Annotated in this window: 17 protein-coding genes, 2 pseudogenes and 1 riboswitch; of the genes and pseudogenes, 8 read left to right on the top strand and 11 right to left on the bottom strand. The window is 70.3% G+C overall.

Features of this window, described 5'->3' with window-relative positions:
- Positions 1-88: 88 nt before the first annotated feature.
- Positions 89-532, top strand: a pseudogene (locus tag RGD00_RS23545) (REP-associated tyrosine transposase); the annotation flags it as partial.
- An 83-nt stretch (positions 533-615) separates the two neighbouring features.
- Here RGD00_RS23545 and thyX read toward each other — a convergent pair.
- Entirely contained in the window at positions 616-1,524 is a 909-nt protein-coding gene (gene thyX / locus RGD00_RS18205; protein WP_310458702.1) for an FAD-dependent thymidylate synthase, read from the bottom strand.
- 171 nt (positions 1,525-1,695) lie between these two features.
- On the opposite strand from thyX, the gene RGD00_RS18200 reads away from it, so the two are divergent.
- The 3 genes from RGD00_RS18200 to RGD00_RS18190 all read left to right on the top strand — a co-directional run bounded on the left by RGD00_RS18200 (position 1,696) and on the right by RGD00_RS18190 (position 4,776).
- Positions 1,696-2,688 (top strand): hypothetical protein, encoded by a 993-nt coding sequence (locus tag RGD00_RS18200; protein ID WP_310458701.1) that lies wholly within the window; start codon positions 1,696-1,698, stop codon positions 2,686-2,688.
- A gap of 8 nt (positions 2,689-2,696) precedes the next feature.
- Positions 2,697-4,070, top strand: coding sequence for a hypothetical protein (locus RGD00_RS18195; RefSeq protein WP_310458700.1), 1,374 nt, complete (start codon positions 2,697-2,699; stop codon positions 4,068-4,070).
- Between the two features lie 277 nt (positions 4,071-4,347).
- Positions 4,348-4,776 (top strand): VOC family protein, encoded by a 429-nt coding sequence (locus RGD00_RS18190; RefSeq protein ID WP_310458699.1) that lies wholly within the window; start codon positions 4,348-4,350, stop codon positions 4,774-4,776.
- Here RGD00_RS18190 and RGD00_RS18185 read toward each other — a convergent pair whose 3' ends face one another.
- From RGD00_RS18185 to RGD00_RS18170, 4 genes are all read right to left on the bottom strand, one after another.
- Positions 4,777-5,520 (bottom strand): ABC transporter ATP-binding protein, encoded by a 744-nt coding sequence (locus RGD00_RS18185; protein ID WP_310458698.1) that lies wholly within the window; start codon positions 5,518-5,520, stop codon positions 4,777-4,779.
- Entirely contained in the window at positions 5,517-6,500 is a 984-nt protein-coding gene (locus tag RGD00_RS18180) for a FecCD family ABC transporter permease (protein WP_310458697.1), read from the bottom strand. Before RGD00_RS18180 ends, RGD00_RS18185 begins: the two co-directional genes overlap by 4 nt.
- A complete protein-coding gene (locus RGD00_RS18175; RefSeq protein ID WP_310458696.1) occupies positions 6,497-7,243 on the bottom strand; it encodes an ABC transporter substrate-binding protein in 747 nt (248 codons plus the stop codon). The genes RGD00_RS18180 and RGD00_RS18175 overlap by 4 nt, the downstream gene beginning before the upstream one ends.
- 70 nt (positions 7,244-7,313) lie before the next feature.
- Entirely contained in the window at positions 7,314-9,188 is a 1,875-nt protein-coding gene (locus RGD00_RS18170; protein WP_310458695.1) for a TonB-dependent receptor plug domain-containing protein, read from the bottom strand.
- Between the two features lie 151 nt (positions 9,189-9,339).
- A riboswitch (cobalamin riboswitch) is annotated at positions 9,340-9,553 on the bottom strand.
- Between the two features lie 115 nt (positions 9,554-9,668).
- Here RGD00_RS18170 and RGD00_RS18165 point away from each other — a divergent pair.
- The gene (locus tag RGD00_RS18165; RefSeq protein WP_310458694.1) at positions 9,669-10,157 is read left to right on the top strand and encodes a PaaI family thioesterase; all 489 of its coding nucleotides are present in this window, start codon (positions 9,669-9,671) and stop codon (positions 10,155-10,157) included.
- A gap of 180 nt (positions 10,158-10,337) precedes the next feature.
- On the opposite strand, the gene RGD00_RS18160 is transcribed toward RGD00_RS18165, so the two are convergent.
- The 3 genes from RGD00_RS18160 to RGD00_RS18150 all read right to left on the bottom strand — a co-directional run bounded on the left by RGD00_RS18160 (position 10,338) and on the right by RGD00_RS18150 (position 15,092).
- Positions 10,338-11,408 carry a DUF2235 domain-containing protein gene (locus RGD00_RS18160; RefSeq protein ID WP_310458731.1) on the bottom strand — a complete coding sequence of 357 codons (1,071 nt, stop codon included), beginning with the start codon at positions 11,406-11,408 and terminating at the stop codon, positions 10,338-10,340.
- Complete coding sequence (locus tag RGD00_RS18155; protein ID WP_310458693.1) at positions 11,395-13,677, bottom strand: xanthine dehydrogenase family protein molybdopterin-binding subunit; 2,283 nt, start codon at positions 13,675-13,677, stop codon at positions 11,395-11,397. Before RGD00_RS18155 ends, RGD00_RS18160 begins: the two co-directional genes overlap by 14 nt.
- Before the next feature lie 272 nt (positions 13,678-13,949).
- The gene (locus RGD00_RS18150; protein WP_310458692.1) at positions 13,950-15,092 is read right to left on the bottom strand and encodes a type III PLP-dependent enzyme; all 1,143 of its coding nucleotides are present in this window, start codon (positions 15,090-15,092) and stop codon (positions 13,950-13,952) included.
- Positions 15,093-15,322: 230 nt separating this feature from the next.
- Here RGD00_RS18150 and RGD00_RS18145 point away from each other — a divergent pair, with 230 nt between their 5' ends.
- Positions 15,323-15,754 (top strand): Lrp/AsnC family transcriptional regulator, encoded by a 432-nt coding sequence (locus tag RGD00_RS18145; RefSeq protein ID WP_310458691.1) that lies wholly within the window; start codon positions 15,323-15,325, stop codon positions 15,752-15,754.
- Positions 15,755-15,882: 128 nt separating this feature from the next.
- Here RGD00_RS18145 and RGD00_RS18140 read toward each other — a convergent pair whose 3' ends face one another.
- Positions 15,883-16,278: a hypothetical protein gene (locus RGD00_RS18140; protein WP_310458690.1), complete on the bottom strand. Its 396-nt coding sequence runs from the start codon at positions 16,276-16,278 to the stop codon at positions 15,883-15,885.
- 157 nt (positions 16,279-16,435) lie between these two features.
- On the opposite strand from RGD00_RS18140, the gene RGD00_RS18135 reads away from it, so the two are divergent.
- Both RGD00_RS18135 and RGD00_RS18130 read left to right on the top strand, forming a co-directional pair.
- Positions 16,436-19,573 (top strand): valine--tRNA ligase, encoded by a 3,138-nt coding sequence (locus tag RGD00_RS18135; RefSeq protein WP_310458689.1) that lies wholly within the window; start codon positions 16,436-16,438, stop codon positions 19,571-19,573.
- Between the two features lie 10 nt (positions 19,574-19,583).
- Positions 19,584-20,822: a glycerate kinase type-2 family protein gene (locus RGD00_RS18130; protein ID WP_310458688.1), complete on the top strand. Its 1,239-nt coding sequence runs from the start codon at positions 19,584-19,586 to the stop codon at positions 20,820-20,822.
- 54 nt (positions 20,823-20,876) lie between these two features.
- Here the strand turns inward: RGD00_RS18130 and RGD00_RS18125 are convergent, their stop codons facing one another.
- Positions 20,877-21,077 carry a CsbD family protein gene (locus RGD00_RS18125; RefSeq protein ID WP_310458687.1) on the bottom strand — a complete coding sequence of 67 codons (201 nt, stop codon included), beginning with the start codon at positions 21,075-21,077 and terminating at the stop codon, positions 20,877-20,879.
- A gap of 69 nt (positions 21,078-21,146) precedes the next feature.
- A pseudogene (locus RGD00_RS18120) lies at positions 21,147-21,497 on the bottom strand (hypothetical protein); the annotation flags it as partial.

Raw genomic sequence — 21,497 nt, 5'->3', positions numbered from 1 at the left:
GACGGCACGGTGGTAGCCGGTGGGGTCGGCGGGGGCAAGGGCGGCGGCGTAAGGGTTTCGTTAACCCGACTCACCCTAGCCTGTCCCCATGTCACGCTATACCCACCCCCGCATCCCCGGTGCGACCGTATTCCTCTCGGTCCATCTCGCCACGCCCGGATCCGACCTGCTGATCCGCGGGATCGACGCGCTGCGCGATGCCGTGCGGCGCACCCGGGCCGACCGCCCCTTCGCCATCGACGCCTGGGTGGTGCTGCCCGACCGGATGCACTGCATCTGGACCCTGCCGCCGGACGACGCCGATGTCCCCGCCCGCATGGGCGCGATCAAGGGCCGCTTCTCCCGCGCCATCCGCCGCGCCGGGCGCGCCGGACGGGCCGAGGCAGGCGCCGGCCCGGGGGAGGACGCGCTTCCCGTCTGGCAGAAACGGTTCCTGGAACACCACATCCGCGGCCCCGCCGATTACCGCAACCACCTGTGGCACTGCTGGCTTTCCCCCGTGCGGCAGGGGCTGGTGGACCGGGTGGAGGATTGGCCCTGGTCGTCGTTCCACCGCGACGACCGCAGGCCGGGGCCTGCCCCGGCATCCGCGCCGCCGCCGGGACAAGCCCCGGCCTACGCCCCCCAGACCGCCTCGAACTCGCGCCACTCGCCCTTGCTCATGCCGCTTTGCTCATATCCCACCGCCTCGCCGGCAAGCCGCCGTTTCAGCACCGCCACTCCCTTGGCCGACAGCGCGGTGCCGCCCATGCGGTAATCCTCGAACGCCGCATGGGCCAGCGGCACCCAGTCGGCCACCACCCTCGCGATCGCCTCGGCATAGACGCGGATCTCGTATTGCGCATGGGCATCGGCGCGCAGGCGCAGGAAATGGAACAGGTTGTGCAGGTCGGTCTTCCAGTACCATTGCGTATAGATGTTCATCGGCAGGTTCATCCGCGCCAGTTCCCGCGCCAGGCCCTGCTGGTCCTCCTGGCTCAGCATCTCTTCGTAATGGTCGTACATCTGCGCCGCGTCCGATTTCAGCATCGCCAGCACGCGCGCGGCCTCCGCCCCTTCCAGCACCGCGCCGCGGCCCTGGTTGTTGACCTTGGACTGCGCCGCCAGCTGCGCCGGCTCGGGGATGTAGAACTCGCGGTCCAGGATCGAATAGCGCGCGGAATATTCGTTCACATTGGCGGTCCGGTGGCGGATCCACTGCCGCGCCACGAACACCGGCAGCTTCACATGCAGCTTGACCTCGCACATCTCGAACGGGGTCGAATGCCAGTGCCGCATCAGATAGCGGATCAGCCCCTCGTCGTTCGACACATGTTTCGTCCCCGCGCCATAGCTGACCCGCGCCGCCTGCACGATGGCGGCGTCGTCGCCCATATAGTCGATCACCCGCACGAAGCCGTGGTCCAGCACCTCATGCGCGCGGTAGAGATGCGCCTCCATCCCCTCGCTGACCGCGCGCAGCGTCTGGCGGGGGGTGGCGCGGGCGGCCTCGATCTCGGCACGGTGTTCGGGCGAAAGCGGCATCGGGGCCTCCTTGATGCTGGGTCTGCAAGGGTTATAGCGCCCCCGCCCGCGGGTTGAAGCGATGTTTTTGCGCCACGCGCAGGCCCGCCGCTTCGCCTCGCCGCAGGCCGCGATTGACAGGCGCACCCCCCTGCGTCACGCTTGCGAAAAATCAGAACGGGCAGTCACATCATGTTCAGGACCATTGTGCCGCTGTTGGCGGTTGCGGTGTTGGCCGCGTGCAGCGGCAATCCGATCGGCAATGGCGGCGGCGATCCGACCGACCCGACCGACCCGCCGGAACCCACCGCCCGCGACGCGATAGAGCGGTACGAGCCGCAGGACGGCAGGGGCAGCGGCCATGCCGCCGGCATGAGCTATGATGCGGCCACCAACACCTTCACCGTCGCCAACCTGGGCTTTGACGGCAACAACGCCTATACGGAAAGCGAGGCGCTCAAGGGCGTCCTCGGCCCCTATCGCGTCTACGAAAGCAGCATGGCCTATGCCGACAGCGTGACCGGTCAGCCCATCGACCAGTTCATGCACCGCGCGCTTCTGGGCGCCTCCGACAGCGGCGATACCGAATTCGCCATCGTCCGCACCGGCGCCTATCGCGGCTACGGCTTCGGCGGCTTTGTCTACAAGCGCAACGGCGGCGTGGTGCTGCCGGCCTCGGGGCAGGCGGCCTATTCCGGCCAATACGCGGGCATCCGCGATTTCGACGGCCGCTCGGGCCTCGAATACACCACCGGCGACATGGACATGGCGATCGACTTCCGCGGGTTCAGCGGCGACGAAAGCGGCGCGGCGGTGCAGGGGTTCGTGCGCAACCGCACGATCCGCGACATCGACGGCAACGACATCACGCAACAGGTGCTCAACGCGATGACGGCGGAGTCCGGCAGGATCCAAACGGAGCTGCCGATCCTGGCCTTTGCGGTCGGTCCCGGGGTGATGAACGCGAACGGCGAGATCCGCGGCACGCTCGACAGCAGCATCATGACGACGGACGGGGTGGAGACTTTCGAGACCGGCAATTACTACGCCATCCTCTCGGGCGACGACGCGCAAGAGGTCGTGGGCGTGATCGTCGTCACCGGGGACGATCCGCGGCGCGATGGCGTGACCGCGCGCGAAACCGGGGGCTTCATCCTCTACCGGCCCCTGCCGCCGGCGCCCTGAGGCCGGCCGTGCGCCTGCCCCGGATCCTCGCGCTGGCGGCCCTGCTGCTGGCGGCCCCGGCGGGGGCGGAACCCCTGCGGCTCGACGCGCAGGCGATGCGCGATCTCGGCTTCGTCACGCTGGCGGCGGGGGATGCGCCGCGGGCGATGGATTATGCGCAGGTGCTGCTGACGCGCGATCCGCGCGATCCGGTGGCGCTGATCCTTGCCGCACGGGCGGCGCGGGACATGGGCGATTACCGGCGGGCAGAGGCGCTGGCCCGCCGGGCCTGGGCGGCGGCGGATGACGGCGGCGAAGGGCCGGCGCGCGCGCAGCTGCGCTATGGCGCGGCGATGGCGATGGCGCAGGCGCTGGCCTCCGACGGGCGGCGGATGGCGGCACAGGTCTGGCTGCGCCGCGCGGCCCAGACCGCGCCCGACGCCCGCGCCCGGGCGGTGGCCGAACGCGACTTCCGCTATGTGCGCACGCGCAATCCGCTGTCGTTGCAGTTCAGCCTGTCGCTCACCCCTTCGTCCAACGTCAACAACGGCAGCCGCCACGACACGGTGGAAATCTTCGGCCTGCCCTTCGCGCTGTCGGGCGATGCGCAGGCGCTGTCGGGGCTGGAGGCGGGCCTGGGTCTTTCGGCCCGCTGGCGGCTGGCGCAGGACGGGCGGGCGGAAACGCATCTGCGGCTGGCCGCGGCGCAGCGGCTGGTGCGCCTGTCCGACAAGGCCCGCGCCCAGGCCCCCGCCGCGCGCGGGCGCGACTATGCCTATGCGGTGCTGGAAACCGGCATCTCGCACCGCCGCCGCCTCGGGGATGCGCCGGCGGTGTTCAGCCTCGACGCCGCGATGGGGCACAACCGCTATGGCGGGCGGGCGCTGTCGGATTACCTGCGGCTCGATCTGGGGCTGGAACGGGTCCTGACCCGCGGGCTGAGCGTCGAGGCCGTTCTCGGCGGGCAGCGCCAGTGGCGCCGTGACACGCCCGGCCGCGACACCGATGTGCTGAGCCTCGATCTGGGGCTGGTCCGGCGGCTGGCGAACGGCGACGCGCTGCGCCTGTCGGCAGGCGTGCGGGACACACGGGCCCTTTCGCGCGACATCGCGCATGATGCGGTGGCCGTGGGGCTGGAATGGCGCCGCGCGGCGCCGGTCATGGGCGTGCGGGTGGCGGCGAGCCTGTCGGCGGAGACGCGCCGCTTCGGCCCCACCCTGCTCGCCCCCCTCGGCCGCGACGACCGGCGGCTGGAGGCGGGGCTGTCGCTGACCTTCGAGCGGCTCGACTACATGGGCTTCGCCCCCACGCTCGACCTGCGGGCACAGCGCATGCGCTCGCCCGTGGCGCTGCACGACGGGCAGAGCCTGGGGGTGGCGTTCGGGATCCGGTCGGTGTTCTGACGGGGCGCTGTACCCAGCCGACGGCACGGGTGGACAGGACGGCGCCGGGGGCCAGCCCCCGGACCCCCGGGATATTTTCAGACAGAAAATGAAGAGTGTCTGGTAAGACACTGACCCTCTTCATTTTCTGTCCTTAAATATCCCCGCCGGAGGCCACCGCCCTTTTCCCCCGCACCACCGGTTGGCGAAGGGCCGCCCGGGGGTCCGGGGGCAGAGCCCCCGGCGCTGGCCAAGGGCGGCGCGCGCGCCTATCCTGCCCGCAACAGGAGGACACCCGATGACGATCCGCTATCTGCACACCATGGTCCGCGTGCTGGACCTCGAGAAATCCATGGCCTTCTACGCGCTTCTGGGCCTGCAAGAGACCCGCCGGATGGACAGCGAACAGGGCCGCTTCACGCTGGTGTTCATGGCGCCCCCGGGGCAGGAGGACTGCCCGGTGGAGCTGACCTGGAACTGGGACGGCGATCCCGGCCTGCCCTCGGACAGCCGGCATTTCGGCCATCTGGCCTATGAGGTCGACGACATCCACGCCACCTGCCGCCATCTGATGGACAACGGCGTGACCATCAACCGCCCGCCGCGCGACGGGCGCATGGCCTTCGTGCGCAGCCCCGACAACGTGTCGGTGGAACTGTTGCAGCGGGGCGCGGCGCTGACGCCGGCCGAACCCTGGGTCAGCATGCCCAATACCGGGCACTGGTGATCAGCGCACCACCGCCAGCGGCTGGAACACCGGGCCGTCCGGTGTGTCGGTGTGGAAGGCGCGGATGTTGAACACCTCGGCCAGCCTGTCGGGCGTCAGCACCGCGGCGGGCGGGCCGTCCGCCGCCACCCTGCCCCGCGACAGCATCACCAGCCGCGTGCAATGCCGCGCCGCAAGCCCGAGGTCATGGACCGAGGCCATGACCCCCCGCCCCTCTGCCGCCAGCGCCGCAAAGACCTCCATCGCGCGGATCTGGTTTTCGGGGTCGAGCCCGGCGGCGGGTTCGTCGGCGAGGATCAGCGGCGTCTCCTGCGCCAGCGCGCGGGCCATCAGCACGCGGGCAAGCTCGCCCCCCGACAGCGCATTGGCGGCGCGATTGCGGTAGGCGTCGAGCCCCATGCGCGCCAGCGCCCGGTCCACCGCCGCGCGGTCGTCCGCCGCGGCGCTGCGGTGCGGGGCGCGGCCCAGGGCCACCAGCGCCTCGACGCTGATCGCCCAGGCCACTTCGCGCGATTGCGGCAGGAAGGCGCAGGCGCGGGCGCGGGCGGGCGCAGGCAGCGCCGCCAGCGACGCATGCCCGCGATGCGGCAGAAGGCCGAGCGCCGCGCGCATCAGCGTCGTCTTGCCCGCGCCGTTGGGGCCGATCAGCCCCACGAATTCGCCAGGGCCGAGGGTCAGCGTCACGCCCTCGACCACCGGGCATGGGCCGCGCAGGACGGTGAGGTCTTGCAACTCCAGCCTCATTCCCGCCCCCGCATCTGCCAGATCAGCCGCAGGAAGAAAGGCGCGCCCACGATCGCCGTCAACACGCCGAGCTTCAGGTCGCGTTCCGGCGCGATCAGCCTTGTGGCGAGGTCCGCCGCCAGCAGCATCGCCGCCCCGCCAAGCGCCGAGGCGATCATCAGCCGCCCCGGCCGCGCCCCCACCGCTGGGCGCAGAAGATGCGGCACGACAAGGCCGACGAAGCCCACCGCGCCCGCCACCGCCGTCGCCGCGCCCACCACGGCGGCGGTGCCGACCAGCAGACGCAACCGCAGCGACACCAGCGACACGCCCATCGACTGCGCCGCATCCTCGCCCAGGGTCAGCGCATCCAGCGCCCGCCCGGTGGTCAGCAGCAAGGCCGCCCCCCCGATCAGGAAGGGCGCGGCAAGCGCCACATGATCCATCGAACGGTCGGCCAGCGAGCCCATCATCCAGAACACGATTTCCGCCGCCGCGTAAGGATTGGGCGACAGGTTCAGCACCAGCGAGGTCAGCGCCCCCGCCAGCGCCGAAATCGCGATCCCCGCAAGGATCAGCGTGAACGAGCCCCCCCGCGGCCCCGCCAGCATCAGCGCCAGCGCCACCGCCACCCCCGCCCCCGTCAGCGCCGCCAGCGGCAGCGCCAGCGCAAAGGCAGCCGCCGCCCCGGTCTGGAGCGAGATCACCGCCCCGAGGCTCGCCGCCGGCGACACGCCGATCAGCCCCGGTTCGGCCAGCGGGTTGCGCAGGAACCCCTGCATCGCCGCCCCGGCGAGCCCGAGCCCCGCCCCTACCAGCAGCCCCAGAACCGCCCGCGGCAGGCGGATTTCGCGCATCACCAGCACCGCCGCCTCGCCCCGCCCCGCCAGCAGCGCGCCGAGGCTGTCGGCCAGCGACAGCCCCGCCGGGCCGGTCAGCAGCGAGGCCGCGAACAACACCGCGACCAGCAGGCCAAGCGGCGGGGCAAGGCGCAGGGTCATCGCCCCTCCATCGCGCGGCGCGCGGCAGCCATGCCGGCCACGGCCGCCAGCATCGCGGGCGTGCCGCAGGACCAACCCGCATCGGCCAGCGGCACCTGCGCCGCCCGCGCGCGCAGCGCGGCCAGCGCGGGATGGACCAGCAGTTCCTCGGACCGCGAGGCGCCGGGCCAGGGGCGGGCGGTCACGATCACCTGCGGATCCTCCATCACCAACCGTTCCAGGGCCAGCACGCCGCCCCCCGCCACCCCCGCCCGCGCGGCGATATTGGCATAGCCGGTATGGCGCATGATCTCGTCCGCCAGCGTGCCGGTGCCGGTGGTATAGCCGTTAGGGTGGTATTGCGCCGCCGTCACCGGGGGCAGATCCACCCGCAGCGCGGCGAGGGCTGCCTCGAACGCGGCCACCTGCGCCTCTGCCTCTGCCGTGCGGCCCAGGGCCGCGCCGACGGTGCGCATCTGCGCCGCCACATCCTCCAGCCGGTCCACGGGCGGCAGCAGCAGCACCGGCACGCCGAGCCGCTGCAGGATCTCGACCGAGCCGCGGTTGGTGTAGATCCCGCCCAGCACCAGATCGGGGCGCATCAGATAGACCTCTTCGGCGCCGGCGTGGTTGAGCGGATAGGCCGCCGCGCGGTCGGCCATCATCGACATGCGCGGATCGGCAGAGAGGTAGGAGACCGACACCAGCTGCCCCGGCGCCGCCAGCGCCATGGCCAGCTGATCGGTGCACAGGTTGATCGACACCACCCGCAGGGGCGGCGTTCCGGCCCCCGCAATTGCGGGGACCAGCAGGCAAAGCGCCAGCGCGAGCGCCCTAGAAACGCGCGCTGAGGCCGACATAGACCGCCCGGTCCGAGGTGCCATAGCCATTCACCAGCTGATATTGTTCGTCGAACAGGTTTTCCACCCGCAGATAGGCCTCTGCCCGGTCGGAAATCGCATATCCCAGACGGGCGTCCACCAGCGTGTAATCCTTCATCCCCCGCCGCCCGGCGGCATGTTGCAGCGACACGCCCGCCGTCAGCCGGTCGGTCAGCACCGCATCCAGACCCAGGCCCAGTTCGTGCTGCGGCACCCGCGCCCAGGCCGAAGAGGCGTTGGTCTTGCTGTCGATATAGGCATAGCTCGCCGTCAGGCGCAGCCGGTTGGACAGATCGAACGCGCCCTCAAGCTCCACCCCGCTGCGGCGCGAGGTGCCGGGCACCTGGACATAGCAGCCCGGCCAGCCGGAGGCGACCGCGGCCGGACAGGCGGTGCTGGCGAAATCGTAGTCGATGAGATCCTCGACCTCGAGCAGGAAGGCCGTGGCGCGCAGGGTGGTGCGGTCGTCCGGGCGGTATTCGACGCCGAAGTCGAGGGTGCGGCTGGTTTCGGGCTGGTTCGCGACCGACCCATAGGCGCTGTAGAGTTCATAGTTCGAAGGCGCGCGATAGCCCGTGCCCGCCTGCGCGCGGATGGTCAGCCGGTCGGTCGGCCGCCAGGCCAGCGCGATCCGCCCCGTCGTCGCACCGCCGAACAGGGAATGGTCGTCGTGGCGCAGCGTCGTGGCGATGTCGAGCGTCGGCGCCACGGCCCAGTCGATTTCGGCAAAGACGCCGGTGGTGGTGGTGCGGGCAGAGGGTGCGCCATAGGTGCCCGCCGCGTCGTAATCCTCGCGGTTCCAGTCGGCGCCGAAGGCCAGCGTCGCCGCCTGCCCCAGATCGGTCACGCCCTGCCAGGCCAGCGTGCGCCGCGTGCCGGTATAGGTGGTGTCCGAGGTGCCCCAGGCGTTGCCGTCCATGATCCGCCGCTCGATCCGGTAGGTGCTGGCCGACAGTTCATGCGCCACCGGGCCGGTGTCGAATTCGGCGAATACGCGCAGGCCGCCCGAACGGGTCTTGTTGATCTCGTCATAGGGCGGCAGGCCGTCACCCAGGGGAAAACCCTCGTCATAGGCGCCGGTGCTGCGGTCCAGGAACGCCGACAGGCCGATGCGCGCGCCGCCCTCGAGGTTCAGCGCGCCGTTGAACGACACCCGGCTCTGGCGGAAGCCATCGGCCTCGGTGTTGCCCGCGGCCTCGTCGGCGGCGGAAAACCCGTCCGAGACGAACCGGCCGAGCGTGAGCGCCGCCTCGCCCCGGTCGGACTTGTGGGTCAGCCCCCAGATCGCCGAGGCGGTGCCGAAACTGCCGGCCTCGACCGCGAGGGACTGATGCGTGCCCTCCTCGGTCGCGCGCGCGGTGGTGATCGAGATCACCCCGCCGATGGCGCGCGAGCCGTAGAGCGCCGATTGCGACCCGCGCAGCACCTCGACCCGGGACAGGCCGGTGGCCATCGTGCCGCCGAAATCGAACGCCACCTGCGTGCCCGACGGGTCGGTCACGTCGATCCCGTCGACATAGACGCCGACATAGTTCTGCGTGGCCCCGCGCAGGGTGAAGCCCATCTGCGTGCCCGCCGGGCCCCGGCTGCGCAGGCTGAAGCCCGGCAACCGGTCGAGCACGGTGGCCAGCCGCGCGCTGCCGGCCTCGGCCAGCGCCTCGTCGTCGATCACGCTGACCGAGGCGCCGGTGCGGTCGGCCGCGGTGGGGATGCGGTTGGCGGTCAGGACGATCTCGTCCAGCACGGTGGTCTCGGGTTCCGCCCGCAGGGGGGCGGCGCCGGCGACAAAGATGGTGGCAAGTGCGGTAAGGGATGCGAATCTGGTCATGTCCCGGGCCCTCCGATGGCCGTCTGGGCGCCAGGGCGCGGGCCCCGGCGGCGAACGCTGTCGAATGTCCTTGGAAGGGCTGGCCTTCCGCCGACGGTGCTTGCGTCACCACGGGCGGTTGATCCGCCTCCGCCCGCGCCCCTCGCACGGCGGGAAGGTGATCACCTCGGCAGGTCTCCTGGCTCGCGGGTCGCTGCTCGGGCCGGCCTTCCCGGGGAAACCCCCAGTGGCACATATGGCCGTCGCTCGCCGCCTACAGTTGCGGGGGCAGCCGCGGATTGGGCCCATGGGGCTGCACCGCGTTCCCTTTTCATCCGCCGCCCGGACAGGCCCGCACGGCGAAAACCGAAGTGATGCCCTGATAGACCGCGTGGCGCGCATGTCAAGGGCCGATGGGCCGGGCGGCATGCCGCAAGGGAACGGCTCGACACGCCGCACGGGCGGTGCATGCTGGGATGGCGGCGGCACGGAGGGCAAGGGATGACCGGCACGGCATGGATCGCACAACGGCCCGAGGACATGGCGGGGCGCGCGGATCTGGCGGCGATGGCGGGGATCGAGGCGTTGCAGGCGATGCTGCGGGGCGAGATCGCGGCGCCGCCCATCTGCGCCACGATGGATTTCACGATGACCGCGGCGGAACCGGGCCGCGTGCTGTTCCGGGGCCGCGCGGGTTTCGCGCATCTCAACCCGATGGGCACGGTGCACGGCGGCTGGTACGGCGCGATCCTCGACAGCGCGATGGGCTGCGCGGTGATGTCGGTGCTGGCGCGCGGACAGGGCTATACGACGCTGGAATACAAGGTGAACCTGACCCGCGCCCTGCCCCCGGGGACAGAGGCGGAGGCAACGGGCACCGTCGCCCATGCCGGGCGCAGCACCGCCGTCGCCACCGCCGAACTGCGCGGGGTGGCGGACGGCAGGCTTTACGCCAGCGCCAGCACGACCTGCATCATCCTGCCGGGCTGAGGCCCCGGGCGCACCCGGCCCGGCGGTCGGCGCCGGGGCGCTGCCCCGGACCCCGGGATATTTTCAGACAGAAAATGAACAGGGCCGGGGAAGAGCCTGTCCAGCTCATTTTCTGTCCCCAAATATCCCCGCCGGAGGCTCCTGCGCTTTCCCCCCGCACTGCCGCCGGGCGGAGGGCCCCTAGCGCGGCGCGAGGGGCGCGGGCGGGGCGGGGGTGGGGGCCGCGGGGGGTACCGGCAGGGCGGTGGGGTGGATGCGTTCGGAACGGTCGCGCCCCACCACCCGGGGCTTGCGCAGCAGAAAGATCTTGCCCCAGTCGCGCCAGGTGCCGACCATCGGCGCATGCGGATCGCAGGGAAAGCGCGCGTGCCAGCCCGTGGGCAGCGGCAGGCCGCAGGCCTCTGCCTTTTCCAGCATCCAGACCAGCGGGATGTTCGACAGCGGCCGCGCCGCCCGGAACCCGCCCAGTTGCCCGCCGATGTCGCCATGCGCGCCGCGGAACCAGACCTGTTCCACGCTGCCGTCCCATTCCGGCGGGCAGTGCCACAGCACGGGTTCGAACACCACCCGCGTCTCGTGCAGCGCCAGCGCCTGAAAGCCGAAGCGGATCGTCGGCCCCAGCTGGTGGTTGTGAAAGCGGTGCGCGACCTCGGTGAAGCGCCAGACCACCGGCAGCCGCAGGCCGAGCGCCTTGACCGTATCCCAGACCCCCACCATCTGGACCACCACCCCGGGCCGGCAATGGGCCTCGACGAAGGCGCGGGCGGCGGGGGTGTCGGGGCCGGTCTGGTAGTGGCGGTAGGCCAGGCGCACGTTGCGTTCCGTCGCGGCATCGCGCCGCAGCAGCCCCACCCGGTCGATCATTCCGGCAAGCGAGCGCACCGCATAGGCCCCGCGCGAATAGCCGAAAAGATAGATCCGGTCGCCGGGCCGGTAGCGCGAGGCGAGAAAGCCGTAGGCGCGCCGGATCTGCCGGTCGAGCCCCCGGCCCTGCGCCACGTCGCCCGCATGCCGCCAGCCCTGCCATTGCAGCCCCGGTTCGTAATAAAGCGACAGATGCGCGCGCGCCCGCGCCTCCGACAGCAGGCGGAAGGTGAGGCCGGCGTTCGTCTCCTCCCCCGGTTCCAGCGAGGACATGGTGCCGTCGAGGATCACGACATGATCGGTCCCCGCCCGCGAGGGCGGGGGCTCGGGCGTGGCAAGCTCGACCCGGGGCCGGCTGAACCAGCCGAGGATGTCACGCAGACGGATCGTGGCCGGCCTCCTTCAGCCAGGCCCAGACACGCGCGGGCGTGAAGGGCATGTCGACCCGCGCCACGCCCGCGGGCGCCAGCGCGTCGCGCACCGCATTGGCCACCGCCGGCAGCGCGCCCACCGTCCCCGCCTCGCCGCAACCCTTCATGCCGAGCGGGTTGGTGCGCGTCGGCACCGGCACCGAGGCGAGGCGGAAGCGCGGGAAATCGGCGGCGCGCGGCATGGCGTAATCCATGAAGGTCGCGGTCAGCAACTGGCCGTGGGCGTCATGCACCACATGTTCGCACAGCGCCTGCCCCGCCCCCTGCGCGATGCCGCCATGGATCTGCCCCGCCACCAGTTGCGGGTCCAGAAGGTTGCCCAGATCGTCGGCCACCGCATAGGCCACCAGTTCCACCTGCCCGGTTTCCGGGTCCACCTCGACCTCTGCCAGATGCGCGCCGTTGGGATAGGACCGGCCGGCCAGCTTCGCCTCTGCCGCGTGGCGCAGAAGGTCGGTGCGCCCGCGCGCGCGGGCGAGGTCCGCCGCCTCGAGCAGCGTCAGCGTGCGGTTCGACCCGGGCGCGCGGAAAGCGCCCTCGGCAAAGGCGGGTTCGGCCCCCAGTTCGCCGGCGAGGAAAGGGGTGAAGGCCGCGACCATCGCCGTGACGGCGGCCAGTGTCGCATTGGTCTGCGTCGTCACCGAACGCGAGCCCCCGGTGCCGCCGCCTTTCGCGATCCGGTCGCTGTCGCCCTGCACCACGCGGATCGCCGCCATCGGAATGCCGGTCTGTTCCGACAGGAAGCGGGCATAGACGGTCTCGTGCCCCTGCCCGTTCGACTGCGTGCCGACCAGCAGGTCCACCGTGCCATCGGCATTGAACACCACCGTCGCGCCCTCGGTCGGATCGCCCAGGATCGCCTCGACGTAATAGGCCAGCCCCATGCCCCGCAGCCGCCCCCGCCCGGCAGAGGCCGCGCGCCGGGCGGGAAAGCCCGCCACATCGGCTTCGGCCCGCAACCGCGCCAGAACGCGGGGAAAATCGCCCACGTCATAGGTTTCGCCCGAGGGCGTGCGATAGGGGAAGGTACGGATGAAATTCGCCTCGCGCAGCGCGAAGGGATCGGTGCCCATCTGCCGCGCGGCCTCGTCCATCGCGCGTTCCAGGGTATAGATCGCCTCGGGCCGCCCCGCGCCGCGATAGGCATCGACCTGGGTGGTATTGGTGTAATAGCCGCGCGCGACCGCATGGGCGGCGGGGATGTCATAGACCCCGGTCAGCACCTTGGACGAAATGTCGGCCTGGATGATCTGGCCGTTCTGCGAATTGTAGGCGCCGAGGTTGCAGGCGATATCCACCCGGTAGGCGGTGATGCGGCGGGCGGCGTCGAAGGCCAGCACCGCCTCGGACACCAGATCGCGGCCCCCGTTGTCGGACAGCATCGATTCGGTGCGATCCGCCATCCAGCGAACGGGGCGGCGCAGAAGGCGCGCGATATGGGCGAGGACGGGGTATTCGGGATAGTTCGTGGCCTTCATGCCGAAGCCGCCGCCCACGTCGGGCGTGGTGACGCGCAGGTCGGCGGGATCCATCCCCAGATGCGCGGCCACGCGGGTGCGGATGTTCCAGACCCCCTGCCCGTTCACGCACAGATGGATGCGCCCGTCTTCCCAGTCGGCAAAGGCGGCGCGGGGCTCCATCGCGTTGGCGATGATGCGGTTGTCCTCGACCCGCAGGCGCACGACATGGGCGGCGGCGGCGATGGCGGCATCGACCGCGGCCGCATCGCCCAGTTCCCAGCGGAAGGCGCAGTTGTCGGGCGCGGCGGCGGGATGCAGCGGTTCGCCCCCCGGGGCGAGCGCCAGATGGACGGGGCGCTCGGCCAGATCCGGCTCGATCAGTTCGGCCGCGTCGCGCGCGGCGTCCGGCGTATCGGCGACGACGACCGCCAGCGCCTCGCCCACGAACCGCACCCGCCCGGTGGCCAGCAAGGGCCGCAGCGGCGCCGCGCCCCGGCTGCCGTCGCGGTTGCGGGTGGTGGTGGCCTTCATGTCGAGGTCCACCCCCGCGGCCAGCAGATCCCCGGCCGCCAGCACCAGATGCACCCCCGGCGCCGCGCGCGCGGCGGTGAGGTCGAGGGCGCGGATGTCGGCATGGGCGACCTGCGACCGCAGGAAATGCACATGCAGCGCGCCGGGCGGGGCGATGTCGTCGACATAGCGCCCCCGCCCGGTCAGAAGCCGGATATCCTCGACCCGCCCGCCCTGCGCCTTGCCGTAGCCCATGTCGCCTCCCGCTGCATCGCGGGGCCAGACTAGTGCGCAGGGCGGGCTTGTCCAGAGATGGGGCGCATTCGACCGGTTTTCCGGCGGTTGCGCAGGTGGAGAGGGCAGCGGCGGGGGTTTCACACCCCCGCACCCCCGTGGGATATTTAGGGACAGAAAGTGAAGAAAGGCGCGGACAAGTGGCTGACCTTTTCACTTTCTGTCGTCAAATATCCCGGGGGTCCGGGGGCTGGCCCCCGGCGCTGTCGGTATCATACGCAGGCCGGCTGCGGTCAGTGCAGGCTCAGCACGGTCTCGATCGCCACGTCGCCGAAGCCGTTGAAGCGCGTGTTGGTCGCCACCGAATAGGCGCCGAGGCCGTGGAACAGCACATAGTCGTCCTCGGCGATGTCGCCGGGCAGCGGCAGTTCGCCCGGCAGGCGGTCGACGCTGTCGCAGGTGGGGCCGAAGACGATGCGGGGCCGCGGCGCGCCGGTGCGGCGGGCGCCCTCGGGGGTGATCACCTCCACCCGGTCGATGATGCCGATCACCGGCAGTTCGTCGAGGTTGCCGTAGGTGCCGTCGTTGAGGAACACATGCGCATCGTCCCGCACCGCCTTGACGCGGGCGGCGAGGCTGAAGGATTCCGCCACCAGCGCGCGGCCCGGTTCGCACACCAGCGCCGGGCGCGCGTCGCCGAAGGCCTCGGCCGTCACGCGGCCGATCAGGGCGAAGGTCGCCTCGATCTGCGGCACGACATCGGACAGCCGGTGCGAGGGAAAGCCCCCGCCGACGTTCAGCCGCGCGATGCGCACGCCCGCGTCGCGCGCGATCTGCGCGGCGGTGCGGATATAGGCCTCCCATGCCGCCGGGTCGGTGCATTGCGTGCCGGGGTGGAAGGTGATCGAGGGGACGAAGCCCGCCGCCGCCACCCGTGCCAGCAGTTCGGTGGCCAGTTCCACCGTCGCCCCGAACTTGGCGCCGAAGTTGTAGGCCGCGCCCTGCACCGGCAGCTTGAAGCGCACGGTGATCTCGGTCCCCGCGGCGGGCACGAGGTCGATCAGCTTCGACAGTTCGCTGTGCGAATCGACCGAGTAGGAGCAGACGCCATGCGCCACCGCCACGGCGATTTCGGACCGCGCGCGCACCGGGTTGTTGTAGTGCAGCGCCGCCTCGGGGCAGAGCCGGCGGATCATGCGGATCTCGGCCGGCGAGGCCACGTCGAACCCGTGCACGCCCGCGGCGGCCAGATTCTCGATCACCACTTCCTCGGGGTTCGACTTCACCGCATAGGTGACGAGCCCCGGAAAGCCGTCGATGAAACGGCGCGCGGCCGCCTGCAGCACACCGGGCGAGAAGAAAAGCACCGGGTTTTCAGGCTGTTGATGCGCGAGGAATTCGGCAGGGTGAGCCCAGATCGTCTTCGAGAGTCCCATCGGCCAGGTCCTTTCATTCAGCCAACAGAACGCAAGGTCCTTGCCCCGGCGGAACGGGTTGGGAGACGCTCGCGCGTTTCATCCAACCAGGCCAGGTGCGTATGAGCCGCCCTTTTCCTGTAGTGATTAGGATGCCGCATATGGATGACAACTTCACCGAGCGGAAGTGTAGAAATGCCGCGAACTGTCGTTATAATGACGAAAGGGTCGGTCAAACTGACAGGTGTGCAATGGACGACACGGATCGGGCGATCATTGCGCTTCTGGGCGAGGATGCGCGCATGCCGGTGGCGACGCTGGCGCGGCGGCTGAAGGTCGCGCGGTCCACCATCCAGGCGCGGCTGGAACGGCTGGAAACCTCTGGCGCGATCACGGGATATACGGTGAAACTGGGCGCGGCGGCGCGCGGCGGGCGGATCCGGGCGAGCGTGCTGCTGACGGTGGAACCGCGCGCGCAGGCAAATATCCTGAGCCGGCTGAAGTCGATACCGGAGGTCGAGGTGGCGCATTCGACCTCGGGCCGGTTCGACCTGCTGGTGCAGATCGCGGCGCCGACGACGACGCAGCTCGACGACGTGCTGGACCGGATCGGGGCGATGACCGGGGTCAAGTCGTCGGAATCGCTCATCCACCTGTCCACCCGGATCGACCGGGCGGTGTGAGGGGTGCGCCGCCGGGGGGACGGGTTCGGGTCCTCAGCTTCCCTTCGATACCATCTCCGCCGCCTGCATTCGTGCCAAGGCAAGCGTTTCTGCCGCGATTGCGCCGTCGAAGGCGCCCAAGTGTTCGATCAGAAGAGGCGGAAGTACAGACTCCAGTACCTCATACTGATCTTCGGTGAACCGACACCACCGCTCCATAAACCGCGCATCCCAGTGGTGCGGTTCGAATATCGGTAGAGATCGGCAAGGATTGTCGCCCCCGTCGGACTGCCCGCATCACGCTCATGGCAGGCGACCCCCAGTATGAGCCCCGGCAGGTAGTAACGGAAATCCGGCGGCATCATCGAACTGATGAGGCTGTAGTCCACAACGTCGTTGATCTGTTCGGCAACCTGGTGCCAGGTCGATGGCGTCAGGTCGTGTTGCGGGCCGTCATCCCCGGCGAACAGCAGTCCGGTGCCGGAGGCGGTTGCGCCTGCGGTCGGGAATACCTCTGCAAGCCGGATGGCGAGATCGTCTTTCATCCCGTTCGATCCTTCTGGGGCCGCCGGGCAATATGGCTAGGGGCTGAACGTCCGTAAAGTCCCGCAAACCGCCCCACGCCCGCCCGCGTTCCCACCTCTCCCTTCCCCTTGCGCCGCTGGCGCGCTACATAACCGCGACGCCACAAGGATCAGTGCCATGCCCATGGAAAAGACGTTCAACCCCGCCGGGGCCGAAGCCCGCATCGCCGAAGCCTGGGAACGGGCGAACGCCTTTGCCGCAGGCAGGAATGCGAAACCGGGCGCCGACAGCTTTTCCATCGTGATCCCGCCGCCGAACGTCACCGGCAGCCTGCACATGGGGCATGCCTTCAACAACACGCTTCAGGACATCCTGACGCGCTGGCACCGGATGCGGGGCTTCGACACGCTCTGGCAGCCGGGCACCGACCATGCGGGGATCGCCACGCAGATGGTGGTGGAACGCGAACTGGCCAGGGACGGCAAGCGGCGCAGCGATTTCACCCGGCCCGAGTTCACCGCGCTGGTCTGGGATCAGAAGCGGAAGTCGCGCGGCAACATCCGCCGGCAGCTGGAACGCCTCGGCGCCTCCTGCGACTGGTCGCGCGAGGCCTTCACCATGTCGGGCGCCCCCGGCGCGCCCAAGGGCGAAGAGGGCAATTTCCACGACGCCGTGATCCGGGTCTTTGTCGAGCTTTACCGCAAGGGACATATCTACCGCGGCAAGCGGCTGGTGAACTGGGATCCGCAGTTCGAGACCGCGATTTCCGACCTCGAGGTGGAAAGCACCGAGGTCGACGGCCACATGTGGCATTTCAAATACCCGCTGGCGGGCGGGGCGACCTATGAATACATCGAAAAGGATGCCGACGGGAACGTGACGCTGCGCGAGACGCGCGACTATATCTCGATCGCGACCACCCGGCCGGAAACGATGCTGGGCGACGGCGCGGTGGCGGTGCACCCGGATGACGAACGCTACAAACCCATCGTCGGCCTGCTGTGCGAAATTCCGGTGGGCCCCAAGGAACACCGCCGCCTGATCCCGATCATCACCGACGAATATCCCGACCCGGCCTTCGGGTCCGGCGCGGTCAAGATCACCGGGGCGCATGACTTCAACGACTATGGCGTGGCCAAACGCGGCGGCATTCCCTGCTACCGGCTGATGGACACGCGGGCGCGGATGCGCACCGACGGCCTGCCCTATGCAGAGGCCGCGGCGGTGGCGCAGGCGGTGGCGCGGGGCAAACAGGTGTTGTCCGAGCTTGAGGTGGACGCGCTGAACCTCGTCCCCGACCATCTGCGCGGGCTCGACCGTTACGAGGCGCGCAAGCGCGTGGTGGCGGAAATCGAGGCCGAGGGGCTGGCGGTGACGACCCGCGCGGATGACCCCCGCCTTGGCAAGGCCGCGCTGAAACCGGGGGCCGAGGGCGCGGACGCCCCGGTGCCGCTGGTCGAGGCGAAAAAGATCATGCAGCCCTTCGGCGACCGGTCCAAGGTCGTGATCGAGCCGATGCTGACCGACCAGTGGTTCGTGGATGCCGAAAAGATCGTGCAGCCCGCCATCGACGCGGTGCGCGAGGGCCGCACGAAGATCCTGCCGGAACAGCACGAGAAGGTCTATTTCCACTGGCTGGAAAACATCGAGCCCTGGTGCATCAGCCGCCAGCTGTGGTGGGGCCACCAGATCCCGGTGTGGTACGGGCTCGACCTCTGGGTGACGGATTTCACCGACGATGAAGGCGACGGCGCGCTGGACGAGGTGGAACTGGCCCGCCTGCTGGCCGATGGCGGGCTGGTCCATACCGGCGAGAAGTTCCATTGCGCCGCCGATTTCGCGGGGGTGGTGGATGCCTTCCACGACGATCTGGCCGGCCTGCCCGCGCCGCTGCACGCCGCCCGCGTGGTCGAGGTCGCGGACCGTCAGGCCGCCATCGACATGTTCGCCGCGGCGCTGGCGGATTACGCCGTCAACCAGGATCCGACGCATCTGGTCTATCCCGTCTGGCGCGACCCGGATGTGCTGGATACGTGGTTTTCCTCGGGCCTCTGGCCGCTCGGCACACTCGGCTGGCCCGAGGATACGCCGGAACTGCGCCGCTATTTCCCGACCGACGTTCTGGTGACGGGTTTCGACATCATCTTCTTCTGGGTCGCCCGGATGATGATGATGCAGCTGGCGGTGGTGGATCAGGTGCCGTTCCACACCGTCTATGTCCACGCCCTCGTCCGCGACGAGAAGGGCAAGAAGATGTCGAAATCGCTCGGCAACGTGCTGGACCCGCTGGACCTGATCGACGAATTCGGCGCGGATGCCGTGCGCTTCACCCTGACGGCGATGGCGGCGATGGGGCGCGACCTCAAGCTGTCGAAGGACCGGATCGCGGGCTATCGCAACTTCGGCACGAAACTGTGGAACGCGACCCGGTTCGCCGAAATGAACGGGGTCTGGGAAGGCCACGCCACCCGCGCCGCGCATCCCGCCGTGCAGGCGACCGTCAACCGCTGGATCATCGGCGAAACGGGGCGCGTGCGCGAAGAGGTGGACGCGGCCCTCACCGCCTTCCGCTTCAACGATGCGGCGAATGCGCTTTACGCCTTCGTCTGGGGCAAGGTCTGCGACTGGTATGTCGAATTCGCCAAGCCCCTGCTGGCCGATCCCGCGACGGCGGATGAAACGCGCGCGACCATGGGCTGGGTGCTGGACCAGTGTTTCACCCTGCTGCATCCGATCATGCCCTTTGTGACCGAGGATCTGTGGGCGCTGACCGGGGCGCGGGCCAAGATGCTGGTGCATGGCGACTGGCCCGGTTACGGCACCGAACTGGTGGACCCGGACGCCGAACGCGAAATGCGGTGGGTCATCGCGCTGATCGAGGAAGTGCGGTCCGCCCGCGCGCAGATGGGGGTGCCTGCGGGGCTGCATCTGCCGATCGTTCTGACGGCGCTGGACGACCGGGGCCGGGAGGCATGGGCGCGCAATGAACCGCTCATCAAGCGGCTGGCCCGGTTGGGCGACCTGACCGAAGGCGCGGCCCCCAAGGGCGCCGTCACCATCGCCGTCGAGGGCGGGGCCTTCGCGCTGCCGCTGGCCGGCGTGATCGACGTGGCGGCGGAAAAGGCGCGGCTGGAAAAGACGCTGGCGAAGCTGGAAAAGGACCTGGGCGGGTTGAAGGGTCGGCTGTCGAACCCGAAATTCGTCGACAGCGCGCCCGCGGATGTGGTCGAGGAAACCCGCGAACAGCTGGACCGGGCCGAGACCGACGCCGCCAAGCTGCGCACCGCGCTGGCGCGGCTGGCCGAGGCGGGCTGAGGGCCGCGGGGTGCAGGCCGACCCGCACCCCACCCCCGAACGCACCGCGGCGCGGGCGATCTTTGCCGCCGGGCTGGCGGCGGCGGACCCCGGCGGGGCGGTGACGGCGGCGCTGGCGGATGTGCCTGCGCCTGCGGGGCGGCGGCTGATCGTGGCCATCGGCAAGGCCGGTGTGACCATGGCGGCGGCTGCGCGGGCCACCCTTGGCCCCTGCGAGGCGCTGGTGGTGACGGATGACGCCAATGCCCGCCCCCTGCCCGGGGCGGAGGTGCTGGCCGCGGGCCACCCGCTGCCCGATGCGCGCGGGGCGGCTGCGGCGCAACGGGTGCTGGCGGCTGCCGCGATGCTCGGCGAGGGCGACCAGTTGCTGGCGCTGGTGTCGGGCGGGGGGTCGGCGCTGCTGCCCGCGCCGGTGGCAGGGGTGTCGCTGGCGGACAAGATCGCGGTCAACCGGCTGCTGCTTGCCTCTGGCGCCGATATTGCGGAAATGAACCTGATCCGTCAGGCGCTGTCGCGGATCAAGGGCGGCGGGCTGGCGCGGGCGGCGGCCCCGGCGCAGGTGGTGGCGCTGATCCTGTCGGATGTGATGGGGGATGACCCGCAGCTGGTCGCCTCCGGCCCCACGGCGGCGCCGGTGGGCGATGCGGCGGCGGCGCGCGCGGCGCTGGCGGCACGGGGGCTCTGGCCGCAGTTACCCCCGGCGGTGCGGGCGCATCTGGAAACCGCGCCCCCGCCCCCTGCCCCGCCCGTGACGGAAAACCGCATCATCGGGTCCAACGCGCTGTCGGTGGCGGCGATGGCGCGGGCGGCGGCCGCCTATGGCCTGCCGGTGCATACCGCCACGCTGACGGGCGATGTGCAGGATGCCGCGGCGCGGATCGCCGCCACGGGGCCCGGGCCGGGGATCTGGCTTTGGGGGGGCGAGACGACCGTGCGGCTGTCCCGGCAGGGCGAGGGCGGGCGCAATCAGGAACTGGCGTTGCGCGTGGCGCTGGCAGGGGGTGCAGGGCGGTGGGCCTTCCTGTCGGCGGGCACCGACGGGCGCGACGGACCTACGGATGCGGCGGGCGGACTGGTCGATGCGGGCACCCTGCCCCGCATCCGCGCCGCAGGCCACGACCCCGCAGGGCTGGCCGCAGATCACGACAGCCGCATCGCGCTGGCCGCCGCGGGGGATCTGCTGATCACCGGCGGCACCGGCACCAATGTTGCCGATCTGCAAGTGCTGGTGCGCGGCCCGCTGACGTGATGCGCGCGGGCCGGCGCATGCTGCGCCGGCCCTTCCGTTTCCGCGATGGCGGCCTCAGCTGCGGCGGCGCAGGAATTCGTCGATTTCCTTTTCCGCCTGATCGCGGGTCCAGCCGTATCTTTCCTGCAATTTCCCCGTCAGCTGGTCCTGCTTGCCGGAAATGCGGGTCAGGTCGTCATCGGTGAGTTTCCCCCACCGTTCCTTGACCGATCCTTTCAGCTGGTCCCATTTGCCTTCGATGATATCGAGATTCATTGTCGATTTCCTTTGCGTAAAATTCCGGGGTTATTCCCCGGGCGATCATGCCGCCCGGAATGGGCCAGATTACCGCGTGGTGCCGGGCTCTTCATATTCCGGCATCGCCTCCAGCGCGGCCTTGTCGGCATTCACATAGGCGCGCAGCGTGCCGCTTTCATTGCGGTAGAAAAACACCTCGTCGCCGCTCAGCGCGATACGGTGCTGACCCATCCCGAGGAAACCGCCGATATCCGCGATCACGCGTTCGACGACATTCTCGGAATCGACGGCAACACCGACGACTTCACCGATATCGGTGCCGTCGGGGGGCTCTGTTGCACAAATCGGCTGCTGATCGGACTTCCCCTTTCCCCGGACAGATTTATCCTGCGACCTCTGTGATGGGCGTGCCGAGCGCGGTGAAGCCGTTGAGCACGG

The organism is Ruixingdingia sedimenti, assembly GCF_031432425.1.
In the GTDB taxonomy this organism is placed as follows: Bacteria; Pseudomonadota; Alphaproteobacteria; order Rhodobacterales; family Rhodobacteraceae; genus Ruixingdingia; species Ruixingdingia sedimenti.
Note: the sequence above shows the minus strand (reverse complement) of the source record. Positions and strands in the feature narration are given on the sequence as shown.